This window comes from Chitinophaga sp., assembly GCF_035761305.1.
In the GTDB taxonomy this organism is placed as follows: domain Bacteria; phylum Bacteroidota; class Bacteroidia; order Chitinophagales; family Chitinophagaceae; genus Chitinophaga.
On the sequence record NZ_DASTRI010000170.1, the window covers coordinates 44,431 to 58,686 of the forward strand.

Genomic DNA, 14,256 nt, shown 5'->3' on the forward strand with positions numbered 1-14,256 from the left:
TTTGCGTCAGATATGTTGCATGGTTTGTATAAGGGGTAACACAATAGTAAATACGGCGCCTTCATTTCTTACACCGGTGGCAGTTATATTCCCATGGTGCCGTTCAACTATTTTTTTGCATAGGGCTAGTCCAAGGCCTGTGCCTTCATATTTATCCTTGGCATTGAGCCGGGTAAAGGTATCAAAAATCCGTCGTGCATATTCCTGTTCAAATCCTATGCCGTTATCGGTAAGCACAATCTCCGCATAGTCGCCGTTAGGCTCTTTTTGTATTGAACAGGTGATGCTGATCACCGGCAAAGCGTTTGTTTGCGCAAACTTCAGCGAATTGTTAATAAGATTATAAAATAGCTGGTAAATGAGAATGGAGGCTCCCTCTATGGTGGGCAGCTGCTCCCGTACAATACGGGCGCCTTTTTGCTGTATGCTTACTTCCAGGTCTTCTTCAATGCTGGCCAGCGTTTTATTCAGGTCTACTTTTTCAATGGATTGTTCGGCGCCGTTAAGGGTAGAGTAGTTAAGCACGCCTTCTATCATGGAAAAGATCCTTTCTGTTGCATGCTGCACTTTAGCCATAAATAATTTGCCCCGTTCCGGCAGCTGGTCGCCGTATTCATCCAGCACGCGGTTGGTAAAGGTTTTGATCTTGCGCACCGGCTCTTTCAGGTCATGGCTGGCTACATGGGCAAACTGCTGCAGGTCGTTGTTGGATTGCTGCAGGGTAACATTCAGCGCTTCCAGCTCGCGGGTGCGTTTTTTAACTTCTTCTTCCAGCACCGCAGCATATTCCCGCGCGGTATGGATGTCGGTGGTGGTGCCAAACCATTTGCTGGTAATGCCGTTGTCGTCTTTCTGCGGAATGCTGCGGCTCAGGTGCCAGCGGTAGCTGCCGTCTTTCATCAGCAGGCGGTGTTCCAGCTGGAATATGGCGCCTGTTGCAATAGCGGTTGCCCATGCTTTTTCCGTTGCCGCCAGGTCTTCGGGATGTATCAGCGCTTTCCAGCTCCAGCGCCTGTTTTGCTGTTGCACGGTTTCGTCCCCGAACTCTGAGAAGCGGCTGTTAATATACATTATCTTTCCACCGGCATTGGCTACCCACACCAGCTGCGGCATAGCATTGGCCATTTCCCGCAGCTCCTGCTCGCTTTGTTCAATACCATGCCGCGCCACCACCTGTTCAGATACATCGGTAGCTACGGCTATAATACCGGTAATGGCCCCATGCCCGTCGCGCAGGGGCGCATATATAAAGTTCAGGTATACCTGTTCCGGCCTGCCGTGGCGCAGCAGGTTAACCGGCACTTCGTTGCCGCGGTAAGGAACGCCTGTGGTATATACCCGCCGCAGTATTTTGCCAAAGCCCTGCTCTGCTATTTCCGGCATCGCTTCCAGCAGGGGGCGGTTGATCACGGCTTCATGGGGGCGGCCCCACAGCTCCAGCCCGCGCTCATTTACAATTTCAATGTTAAAGGTATTGCCCCGCAGCAGCACGGTGGGTATGGGCGACTGCATAATTACGCTGCGCAGGTTTTGTTCGGAAGCAATGCGGCTTTTGGCGATCCTGATATTGGCTTCCACGCGCGCCAGCAGCTCGCGCGATGAAAAAGGTTTTACCAGGTAGTCGTCTGCGCCGGCTTCCAGCCCGTCTACCCTTGACTCTTCCCCTGCGCGGGCCGATAAAAAAATCACCGGCGTATGCTGCAGGTCGGGGTGGCTGCGCACCTGCCGTAGCAGCGCAAAGCCGTCGAGCTTCGGCATCATAATGTCCGACAGCAAAAGATCCGGCTTATACTGCCGCATTTTGTCAAAAGCTTCTTCTCCGTTAACAGCGGTAACTACGCGAAACTGCCCGGCAAGCAGCCGTTGCACATACTCCCGCATATCGGCATTGTCATCTGCCAGCAGCACGGTATAAGCGGGCTGTTCTGAAGGCTGTTCTTCATGGCTGTTGCCGGCAGGTATTTCCACCAGCCCGGGCACCCATTTCAGCGCCTCCTGTAAAAAGGCATTGGTTTGTATGGATGGGGCGGCGTCCGGGGAATGGCCGGTAATGCGGCTGGCGTCAAGATGGGCCTTGCCGGTAGGTATGCGCACGGTAAAGGTAGATCCCGCGCCCTGCCGGCTGGTTACTGTAATATTGCCCTGGTGCAGCTTCACCAGCTCCTTTACCATGGCCAGGCCTATGCCGGTGCCTTCCTGGCTGCGGCCCTGCATGTTCTCTATACGGTGAAAGCGGTCGAATATCCGGTTCAGCTGGTCGGCTGCAATGCCAATGCCGGTATCTGATACCGACAGCAGCACGTGGTGGTCTTCCATATGCAGCCGCACATCTATCCGCCCTTTATTCGTATATTTGAAAGCGTTAGATACCAGGTTTAATACTATCTTCTCCCACATGTCCACATCCACGTACACTTCTGCCGGTACTTCGTCGCAGTAAACGTTCAGCTGCAGGCCTGCTTTTTCAATCGCCGGGCGGAAGGTGCCGGCCAGGTCGGCGGTGAGCGTGCATATATCCACCTTGCAGAAGTGCCCTTCTATCCGTTCCGCCTCTATGCGTGAAAAATCCAGCAGCGTGTTTACCAGCTTTTGCATGCGCAGGGCATTGCGGTAGGCAATATCCAGCTGCGCTTTATACGCGGCGTCAATACCCGGGTTTTTCAGGTTTTCCTCTATAGGGCCCAGCAGCAGGGTAAGCGGGGTACGGAACTCGTGGCTGATGTTGGAGAAAAAGGCGGTTTTAACCCGGTCCAGCTCTGCCAGCGCCGCGGCTCTTTTCCTTTCCTCTTCCAGTACATGCACATCTGCAAAGCTGGACACTACCTGGTCGGCAATGAGGTTGCAGAAGCTCATGTATTTATCATCCAGCAGCCGGTAGGGGTTAAAGCCCGCTACCAGGAAACCGTACGGCTCTTTGGCGGTTGCCGGCACCACCGGCAGTATAATGGCTTTGCCGGGCGCAATTTTCCAGGCGCCTTTAGGCATGGCGCCCATGCGCTCCTGCAGGTTTTCCAGCACCTGCAGCTGCCGGGTAACAGCGGCTTTTTGCAGCAGCGCGCCAAGGTCGCTGTTCGCCTCCAGGCTTATTTCACGGGGCACAATGCCGGCGCTTTCCCCCAGCGTTGTAGTATGCGCCAGGGTGGCTTTGTTATCCTTAACGGTATAAAACAGGGCAAATGGAAAATCATGCGGGTTCTCCTGCAGCGTGCAAATGAGCTGCTGTATCACGGCATGGCCGGATTGCAGGCCGGTTAACCGTTTACCCAGCTGCGTAAGGGTGCGCAGCTGCCGTTCGCTGATAACACGGTCTGTAACATCCACGTTATAGCAGATCATGCCGGCGGTACCGCCGTTATCGCCCGGTATGGGCGTGTAGGAAAAGGTGTAATAGGTTTCTTCTGCATACCCGTTCCGCTCCATGATCAGCAGCTGCGACTCGGCATAGATGCCTTCGTTTTTTTCCATTACCTGCTGCAGCATGGGCGCAATATCTTTCCAGATGTCTTTCCATACAACAGCTGCGGGGCTGCCCAGCGCACGGGGATGCTTGCCCCCTGCAATTGCCTTATAGGGATCGTTATAGAATTTTATCAGCTCTTTGCCCCAGCCTATCCATATGGGCTGCCGGGAGGTGAGCATAATGCGTATGCAGGTCCGGAGGCTTTGTGGCCATTTTTCTACAGGGCCCAGCGGCGTAGCTGCCCAGTCAAATGCACGGATCCGGGCGCCCATTTCGCCGCCACCTGCCAGGAACTCAGGGATAACCGGAACATTCGTATTCATAAGAGGGTTTAAGGTGCTGTCAATTTAGTAAATAACTTGCATTCAACTTTTAATAAAATAATAATATGGCATACCGTACTATTTTTATGCCAACAAGTTACCGTTTACGCCGGGCAAAGCCCTGGGCGCTATTTTCCTGTTATGCTCCCGCATAGCCCCGTACATCTTTTAAAGGCTGTTTTATGGCTGCGCCATTGCACCCCAACTGCGGAAAAACGGGGTTTTCCCTAGGGGGCTATTGCTGCGCCATTGCTGCGCAACTACTCCCCCCTACATAAACCCCCACATCTTTTCCCCCACAAGTAGTATTTTGCGCCGGCATAACAGTCAATAACCATATGATATTAGACACACTTGCAAATGCGCAGCAGTACTACGGCCTGGGGCCGAAATTTGTAAAGGCCTTTGAATACCTGGCCCAAACCAGCCTGGCCGCCCTGCCTAAAGGGAAATACGAGATTGACGGTACGGATGTTTTTGTGATGATCAACGAGTACGATACCGTGCCCGCGGAAGGGGAGCAGATGGAAGCCCACCGCCGGTACATTGATGTACAGTACATGATCAGCGGCACAGAGCTGGTGGGCCACGATTACCTGCAGCAGCAAACCGTTTCCAAAGCCTATGATGAAAATGCCGACTACCTGCTGGTAGCCAACCCGCCCGCCTTTTTCTCAAAGCTGCAGCAGGGGCAGTTTGCCGTGTTCTTTCCTACCGACCTGCATATGCCTAATATCCAGGCCGGTGGCCCGTTGCCGGTAAAAAAGGCCGTTATTAAGATAAGTGTGCAATAAGGTTTAAATACCTACATTTGTAAACACCACGTATAACAAGGAAAAACATGAAGGAAATAGCGCTGCTCGTATATGAGGACACCGTGCTGTCGTCCATTGCCGGCGTACTGGACCTCTTTTCCGGCACCAACCGCATATTACAGGAGGCAGGCGCCCCGCCGGCATTCAGGGTAACACTGGTGAGCGACAAGGGCAATAACCTTTCCATGCACATTCCCGGGCAATACATCAGCAACAGAACATTATCGGAAGTAAACAGCACCGACCTGGTAATAGCCCCGGCTTTTTACGGGGATGCGCAGGCGGCGCTGGACAAAAACCGGGGGCTGGTGAACTGGATCATTGCCATGCACCGCCGCGGCGCAGAAGTAGCCAGCCTGTGCCTGGGCAGCTATTTCCTGGCCGAAGCAGGCCTGCTGGCCGGCCGCTCCTGCACTACCCACTGGACAGCGGTAGACGATATGCGGCGCCGCTATCCCAACATCTCCATCCTGCCCGACAGGGTAGTGACCGATGAAGAAGGTATTTATACCAGTGGCGGCGCTTTTTCATCGCTTAACCTGGTGCTGTACCTGGTAGAGAAGTTCTGCGGCCGTGAAGTAGGCATTGTGGCCAGTAAAATGTTCTCTATTGACATGGACCGCGTGAACCAGTCGCACTTTTCCATGTTCATGGGCCAGCACCAGCATGAGGATGAGGAAATCCGCAAGGCCCAGGCCTATATCGAAGAACACTATCACCTGCAAATATCCATTGAGGAAATTGCGGAGCGCACCAATATGAGCAAACGCAATTTCATACGCCGCTTTAAGCACGCCACGCAAAGCACCCCGCTGGAGTACCTGCAGCGGGTAAAAATAGAGTCGGCCAAGAAAGCGCTGGAAAGGAGCGGGGAGAACATCACCGCCCTTATGAACAATGTGGGGTATAACGACCTGAAAACCTTCCGCAAGGTGTTTAAGCGCATCACCGGCCTTACCCCGCAGGATTACCGCAAAAAGTACTGCCGGGCGCTGAACATCAGCAGTAATTAAGAGCGCCACGCCTGCGTTACAGCTGTTCCATATGCGGCCGGATGCGGCATATGGCCGCTTTCAGCCGGCAAAAAAAAGCCACCGGTTTACCGGTGGCTTTCCGGCGCCAGCCTTGGCGCCTTAACAGTCTTCTTATATGGAGCAACCCGGTTAGGCGATACTAACCGAAGGTTTCCATGAATATCCTGTAGATTGCATGAATACCTCCTTTTTTTTGATGAATCATAAAGTTACTACATAATCCGGTAAAAGAATTGTTAAAACGACACGCTTCTTTTATCCTCCAGCCACCGCTACGCGGCCGGCAGGTCCGTTTTCCAGCCTTATTTTGATGCTGCTTATGCATGGCGGCGATAGGGCATTGCGTAGCGCTACGCTGCGTATAGCCTTTCCGGTGTTACACGATGATGGTACTTGTATTAAGTGCATTAGGATATTTGAATATTAAAAATTATCTTTGGCCGTAAGTAGAAATCCGTGTTCCACAATTTTAGCCCTATTATTGAGAAGACCTTAATTACCTCTTTTGTCCTTTTTGTTTTGAGAACCTGGCATTAGTTACTAATGCTTTAATGTAAACCAAATAGAGAAGCACCTAAAGAATTCTATGAACGTGCCCTGTATAACCCTCGTATGGGGAATGCCGTTACCCTCACCGGCTATTTGTCATTGCCGTAGTGACTGTCATGTAATGCCCGGCCTTACGGTGTTTATCGCCTGCAAACTGTTTTCACAAGTCCAATACAATAAACCACTCCTTATCACTTAAACAATTTAAAGCTTATGGATCCTTATTTAGCGTCCCTTTTACTGTTCGGCGGCAATTTCGCCATCAGAGGTTTCCAGATGTGCTATGGGCAGCTCTTGTCTATCTCGCAGAATTCCGCGTTATTCTCCCTGCTGGGAACCGTTTATGGCGGTAACGGACAAACTACTTTTGCATTGCCCGATCTGAGGGGCCGTGCGCCCATTGGTACCGGTAACGCCCCCGGTTTAGGCAACTACGATCTCGGGCAGCTTGCTGGTACTATTTCCACTACGCTTACGATCAACAACATGCCTGCGCACAACCACATCGCAACCAGCACTATTGCGGCTGCAGTGGCAGTGAACACTACCGCCGGCACCACCGCCACACCCGGTTCCGGCGTGGGCCTGGCTGCTCCGCCCAACATTGGCGTTGGACCTAACGCCCAGCCGGTAAAAATCTATGCAGCACCGGACGCTGCCAATACTACTCCCCTGGGTGGCGTAACCACTACCGGCGGCGTTTCCATCAGCGTTGCCGGCGGCTCTCAGCCTTTCAGCATCCAGAACCCTTACCTGGCCATGACCTGGCTGATTGCAACGGAAGGCATTTTCCCTTCCAGGAACTAAAATATAGTTGAGGAACAACATAAGAGAATGAAAACCTCCCTGAAAATCGGATTCCTGACACCTTATTCGGGTATCTATCCTTACTACTCGCAACACCTGTTCACCGGGTGGTTGCTGGGCATGGGCCTTGATCCCATGCGGCAGAATACAATCGAATTTGTGCAGGAATACACGCATATGGGAAGTTTAAACGCCTGTGAAACAGCAGCCCGTAAGCTGCTGTTTTTTAACCGCGTTGATATTCTTTCCGGGCTGGTAAGCTACAAAGCGGTACCGGGTATGGTTCCGCTCATAGAGAGCGATAAACGCCCCGCCTTCTTTTTTGATATGGGAGAGTATGTGCCTTACTTCCCTTATCTCAGTCCTGACGTATTCTATGCCTCCCAGCAGGTATGGCAATCCCAGTATGCCCTTGGACGTTGGGCGCAGGGTAAATGGGGCGCCGGTGGCCACATTCTCACCGCCGTATACGAAGCAGGCTATCACCTGAACAACAGTTTTCAGCAGGGCGTTTTCAACGCGGGCGGAAGCGAGCTGCAATTAACGATATTGCCTTTTGATCATAACGATCCGCACAGGATGGAGCTGAACAGCTTCTTTGCGCAGCTTGCCCAAGCGCCGCCCCCCTATGTGCATGTTATCCTTTGCGGCAACATGGGCACCCGTTTCCTCGAACAATGGGTGCAGAGCGGCTTCCATAAGAAGATACCGCTATTGGTATTTGAAACCATGGCCTATGACGACATCCTGGAAGATATAAAGAACGTAAACCTCGAAATATACTCCGCGCAGCTATGGATGCGGGAAGATGAGAATAAGACCAACCAATTGTTTGTAAAATCATTTGAGAACATCGCGAAGCAGCCCGCCAATATTTATTCCCTGATGGGATATGAAGCCGGCCTGGTGTGGAGAGAGCTGCTGCCCTATGCGCGTACAAACGACTGGGATGCAGTAAAACAACGGCTGCGCGAAGGCATCATTAACGGCCCCCGTGGAGAAAGGAATTTCTACCCATCCTCCGGCTTTGCATTGCCGGCTGCCAATATTCTAAAGATCACAACATCCGCAAATAAGATACATAAAATCATCCTTGACCAGGGTATGGGAATGCGGTTCGATGCAAAAGAGCTGGAGGCCATCCACCAGGAGAGCGTATCGGGCTGGCAAAACCCCTTACTCTGCATTTAATACCTGATTATGAAGTACACTTTTACGCTTCTTAAAATTGTGAGAACCCTGTTGTTGCCCCTGTGCTGTTTATTTAGCGCAGTACAAACCATGGCGCAGCTGTACACCCCCACACTGGTTGAGTCGGACCCGACTCAAAACACCGGTTACTATACTGCGCTTGCAAAAGACAATAGCGGTAACCTCTATATTGCCAAATACAATGGCAGCAGCTATCAGTTGTTTAAATGGACTGGCGGCAACCCCGCCACCGCTGTTCCGCTTACTTTGCTGGCGTCCCAATTCGGGGATGACCCGTGGGGAATTGCGGTAAACTCAACCAACAACGATGTATTCGTAATAAGCGCCGATGCTGGCATTGGTTACCAGATACTCAGGCATGTGGGGGGAGCAGGTACCGCTACCATGGTACAACAGGGTAAAAGGTATTCGGCGATTTGCCTGGATAACAACAATAACCTCCTGGCCGTGGAGCAAAGCGCGGGGCCGGGCAGCACCTACCAGGTAACGCGGTATGCGGCAGACGGCAGCGGCGGCGGCCAGGTATTGTATAATGGCATTGTTGATCCCGGCGATGGAACATATCCCTGGGGTATTGACACCGATGCCGACGGCAATATTTATGTAACCAACTTCTATAACGGCGGCGTAGGGGGAATTATCAAGTTAACCCCGTCTACACCCACTTTTGGCAGAACGGACTTGCTGACCGGCAGATTTTTTACCGGCCTTACCATCGGCGCCGATAATACGCTGTATGGTGTTGAGCTCAAGTCGGGGCTTACTTATAAAGTAACAAAATTCCCGAATGCATCCGGCACAGGAACAGAAATTTACAGTGGGCTTGTTTCAGATGGAGTCGCGGGTTTCCCATGGGGCATTGTGGAGATGAACGGGAATTTATATGTAAACGACGGAAGCGCGCTTACTGATATAAACGGTGGAACCTGCGGCGGGCAGGTGCTCAAGCTTACGCCTCCCAACATTCATCTCACTAGCATTAACCGTGTCACCACTACGCCCACCAATGCTAACTCCGTACAGTTCCTCGTTACCTTCGATGGTGCGGCTACCGGTGTAAGCGCCTCCAACTTTGCAGTCACCGTTGCCAGCGGCAGCGTTACCGGAATGAGTATAGACGCTGTTACAGGATCGGGCAGCACCTACACGGTAACCGTTAACACAGGCAGCGGTAATGGCGTTATCCGGCTGGATATGGTGAACACCACAGGTATTACGCCTACAGTGGCTACCGCCATGCCCTTTACTGCCGGGCAAACCATTCTCATTGATAAAACAGCGCCCACCGGCTCCGTTTCCATCAGTAACGGCGCTACCTATACCAATGTTTACGGTGTTACCCTGAATCTTACCGGCACCGATGCCGGCGGCAGTGGCGGGCTGGAAATGGCGTTTTCTGTGCAGGGCGGCGCCTATAGTCCTTTTGAGGCATTCGCTGCTACGAAGGCAGTCACCCTTAGTGGCCCCGATGGAACGAAATCCGTTTCAATGCAGCTGAGAGATGCCGCCGGAAACATAACTACTTATTCCGACGATATTATACTAGACATGACTGCGCCTCAAACTGGTATCGCAGCAAGTCCGCCCGCTCTTACCAATAGCAGTAATGCTTCTTTTCAATTCACGTCCGATGATCCTGCCGCCACCTTTGAAATGGAGCTGGATCCGCCAAGTACTTATACGCCCGTTGGCAGCCCGGTCACTCTCTCAGGCCTTGTTGAAGGATCGCATACCATCAATGTACGCGCAGTAGACCTGGCCGGTAACCGGGATCTTACACCGGAATCCTATACCTGGGTGATTGACCAGACCGCGCCGCTTGTTGCTTCCGTAACAGTGCCGGCTAACGCCACCTACAGCGCCGGCCAGCAGCTGGACTTTACCGTTACATATAACGAAAATATAGCTGTAAACAACAGCGGTGGCACTCCGTACCTGAACGTTACCATTGGCAGCACAAGTGTTCAAGCAAGCTATGTATCGGCCACCGGCGCCGATGTGCTTTTCCGGTATACCGTAGCAGCCGGTGATCTTGACCCGGACGGTATTACCGTTAACAGCCCTGTTGTGCTGAATGGCGGTACTATAAAAGACCAGGCCGGCAACAACGCTAACCTCACACTTAATAATATCGGTAATACCAGCCTGGTGAAAGTTGATGCGGTTGGACCCGTTGTAACTTCCGTGGATGTACCTGCCGCCGGCACTTATATCATCGGAAATCAGCTGAACTTCATTGTCAACTTTGATGAGAATGTAACAGTAACCGGCGCGCCTTCCTTCCCCGTTACCATCGGCAGCAGCACCGTAGCAGCTGACTATGTTTCCGGCTCAGGCTCAGACGCCCTGCTTTTCCGTTATACCGTGCAGGCCGGCGATAACGATAACGATGGTATTGCAGCAGGCAGCGCCATTGCGCTTAACGGCGGTACGCTCAAAGATGGCGTGGACAATAATGCCACACTCACCCTGAACAGCATTGGTAATACAAGCGCCGTACTGGTGAACACCAAACAGCCTGTTCCAACGATCACATCTGCTACGCCTTCACCCGTTACAGGGCCGTTTGTCATCACCATCACCTTTGATGATGATATCAGTGACAACCTGCTTGCCAGCCACTTCGTTTCCCTGGGAGCCACCCTGAGCAGTGTGACAAGGACCGGCGCCAACACCTTTACAGCCCTCATTACACCGCCGGCCGGTCAGCAGACCGGTAACGGCTCCGTAACCGTACTGGCCAACCAGGTTCATAACACGGTCGGCAATCTGAACATGGCTTCCAATACGTATAGTTATACATGGGATACCAAAGCGCCGGTGATCACTGTCACCCCGCCCGCCGATAAATACTATAAGGCAGGGGAGGTAATCAGCTTTACCATCAGCTACGATGAAGATGTTGTAGTAACGGGCGCGCCTACACTCCCCATTGTTATAGGTGCTGCAACCCGCCAGGCTACTTACAGCGCCGGCGGCGATGCCCGTACCCTGGTATTTAACTACACCGTAGCTACCGGTGATGAGGACGCCGATGGTATTGACCTGGGCGCCAGTATCGCATTGAACGGCGGCACTATCAGTGACCTGGCCGGTAACAATGCGCCCATCGCCGTAGCCAGCCATTATAGTGGTATACTGGTAGATGGTGTAGCGCCCACAGTTACCTCCGTGGATGTGCCGGCCAACGGCTACTACAAAGCCGGTCAAACACTAAGCTTCACGGTGCATACCAGCGAAAATATTACGGTAACAGGGGCCCCCACACTTGGTGTGAACATCGGCGGCGCAATTAGGCAGGCGGCTTTTGCCGGCGGCAGCGGATCCACCGCCCTGGTTTTCACTTATACCGTAGTGGCGGGAGATAACGATGATGACGGCATTGCCCTGGACGTTCTCCAGCTCAATGGCGGCGCCCTGCAGGATGCAGCCGGTAACGATATGGTGCTCACCCTCAACAGTGTGGCCAACACCGATAATGTGTTTGTAAACACGGTAATACCTACCGTAACCTTATCCGGTACGCCGGTGCCCAACGGCGCCTGGACCATGACCATCACCTTCAGCGAAAAGGTAACCGGCTTTGTACTAACAGATATTACCGCTACCAATGCAACACTCAGCGCCCTCAGCACTTCAGATAATATTGCCTACACTGTGCAGGTAACGGGTGGTGCAGATGGAGCGGTATCACTCAGTGTACCTGCTGATGCAGCCATTAACGTTGGCGGCAACGGCAACACCGCTTCCAATACGCTTACTTATACGCACGACGGTACAGCGCCGTCCATAACCTCCGTGAATGCGCCTGCTTCGGGCGGCTACAAGGCCGGCGACGAGCTTAACTTCACAGTTAACTTCGACGAGAATGTAACCGTTACCGGTACCCCTTCCGTTCCGGTAACCATCGGTACCACTACCTTGCAGGCAACCTATGTTTCCGGGTCAGGCACAGGATCGCTGCTATTCCGCTACACCGTGCAAAACGGTGACCTGGATGCCGACGGCATTACCGTTGGCGCCGCTATCGCCCTTAACGGTGGTACTATCAAAGATGCGGCTACCAACAACGCCGTACTTACACTGAATAATGTAAGCAGCACCAGCGGCGTGATAGTAGATGCCGTTGCGCCGGTGGTTACTTCCGTGTCCGTTCCTGCTGACGGCTATTACAAAGGCGGCCAGCAGCTCGACTTTACAGTGCATTTCAGTGAAAACGTTACGCCTTCCGCCGTACCGTCTATCCCCGTTACCATCGGCTCAACCGTGGTAGCGGCGGATTATGTCAGCGGTTCCGGTACCACCGGCCTGCGCTTCACCTACACGGTGCAGCCCGGAGATATGGATATGGATGGTATCTCGGTGAGCGGCAATATTGCGCTCAACGCAGGTACCATCATGGATGGAGTAGGCAACAACGCGGTGCTTGCACTGAATAACGTTGATCCTACCAACAATGTGTTCGTAAATACCCATTCGCCCACCGTAACCTTATCCGGTACGCCGGTGCTAAATGGCTCCTGGACCATGACCATTACTTTCGAAGAAGAGGTTACCGGCTTTACCTTGGCAGATATAGCAGCTACCAATGCAACACTCAGTGCCTTCAGCACTTCGGATAACACTACTTACACCGTGCAGGTAACAGGCAATGCAGATGGAGCGGTATCACTCAGTGTACCCGCTAACGTTGCCACTAACGTTGCCGGCAATGGCAACGCTGCTTCCAATACGATCACTTATACGCATGACGCCACCGGTCCGGCCATCGCCACTGTAAATGTGCCAGCCAACGGTACTTACAAGGCGGGTGATGTGCTGAGCTTTACCGTTAACTTTAATGAGAACGTAACCGTGACCGGCACGCCTTTATTGCCGCTTACCATCGGCAGCGCTGCCGTAGAGGCAACGTATACCGGCGGAACCGGCAGCAGCGCGCTAACGTTCAGCTATACCGTGCAGAATGGAGAAAGTGACCTGGACGGCATTGCGCTGGGCGCTGCGCTGCAGCTCAATGGCGGCGCTATAACAGATGCGGCCACCAATAACGCAACGCTCACCATTAACGGCGCGGGTAGTACCGCCGCGGTACTGGTAGATGCGCTTGCGCCGGTGATCACCGCTGTAACAGTGCCGGCCGATGACTATTATAAAGCCGGGGAGGCCTTATACTTCACCGTGCAATTCAGTGAGCCGGTTGTAACCAGCGGCTCAACCACTACATTACCGGTAACCATCGGCGCTACCACCGTGCAGGCTACTATATTCAGTGCGCCCACAACCAGCTCCATTGTGTTCCGTTATGTAGTACAAACCGGCGACCTGGATATGGATGGCATCACTGTTGGCGGCGCGCTTGTTCCGGGCGGTACTCCCATAAAAGATGCAGCCGGTAACGATGCATCGCTTACACTGAACAATGTGGGCAGTACCAGCAATGTATTTGTACTGGCCAACCGTCCTACCGTGAATATTGACGGAATAATAAGCATCCGGCAGCCCTGGACCGCCAGCATTGTCTTCAGCCATGCCGTAACAGGCTTTACGCTGGCAGACATCGGGCTGACGAACGCCGTGGCCAGCAACCTGCAAACCACCGATAACATCACTTATACCGCCCTCATCTCGCCGGTGACCGAGGGTGGAGTATCTATAGAAATACCGGCTAATATTGCGGAGGACGCGGCAGGCAACCTTAACACGCCTTCCTCCCGGCTTTCTTACTACTATGATCCTAACCCGCCGGTGATCACTTCAGTAGAAGTGCCGGCAAACGGTTATTACAAGCAGGGCGATGTGCTGAACTTTGCCGTGAACTGGAGCGAAGTAGTGAAGAGTAATATCCTGCCCAGCACACTCACATTGCCGGTGATCATTGGCAGTACCACCGTGCAGGCCGCCTATACCGCGGGTTTTAATAGCCAGCGGCTTACTTTTGCCTACACTGTACAGGCAGGGGAGATGGACCTGGATGGTATTCAGCTGGGCGCTGCGCTGCAGCTGGCAAGCGCCCATGAGCAATTCGGCGATTTGTCCGGCAACCCCGCTATTCTCAC

6 protein-coding genes are annotated in these 14,256 nt (G+C 52.9%); 5 read left to right on the plus strand and 1 reads right to left on the minus strand.

Features of this window, described 5'->3' with window-relative positions; translation table 11 throughout:
• Positions 1–6: 6 nt before the first annotated feature.
• Complete coding sequence (locus VFS25_RS14630; RefSeq protein WP_326462903.1) at positions 7–3,783, minus strand: ATP-binding protein; 3,777 nt, start codon at positions 3,781–3,783, stop codon at positions 7–9.
• A 338-nt stretch (positions 3,784–4,121) separates the two neighbouring features.
• Between VFS25_RS14630 and VFS25_RS14635 the strand changes: the two genes are divergently transcribed.
• The 5 genes from VFS25_RS14635 to VFS25_RS14655 form a co-directional block, all read left to right on the plus strand.
• On the plus strand, positions 4,122–4,577 hold the full coding sequence (locus VFS25_RS14635; RefSeq protein WP_326462904.1) for a YhcH/YjgK/YiaL family protein: 456 nt from the start codon (positions 4,122–4,124) through the stop codon (positions 4,575–4,577).
• A 47-nt stretch (positions 4,578–4,624) separates the two neighbouring features.
• Entirely contained in the window at positions 4,625–5,611 is a 987-nt protein-coding gene (locus VFS25_RS14640) for a GlxA family transcriptional regulator (RefSeq protein ID WP_326462905.1), read from the plus strand.
• Positions 5,612–6,394: 783 nt separating this feature from the next.
• Positions 6,395–6,988 (plus strand): phage tail protein, encoded by a 594-nt coding sequence (locus tag VFS25_RS14645; protein ID WP_326462906.1) that lies wholly within the window; start codon positions 6,395–6,397, stop codon positions 6,986–6,988.
• Positions 6,989–7,015: 27 nt separating this feature from the next.
• Complete coding sequence (locus VFS25_RS14650; RefSeq protein ID WP_326462907.1) at positions 7,016–8,179, plus strand: ABC transporter substrate-binding protein; 1,164 nt, start codon at positions 7,016–7,018, stop codon at positions 8,177–8,179.
• Positions 8,180–8,188: 9 nt separating this feature from the next.
• A partial coding sequence (locus VFS25_RS14655) for an Ig-like domain-containing protein (protein WP_326462908.1) occupies positions 8,189–14,256 on the plus strand: 6,068 nt, incomplete at its 3' end.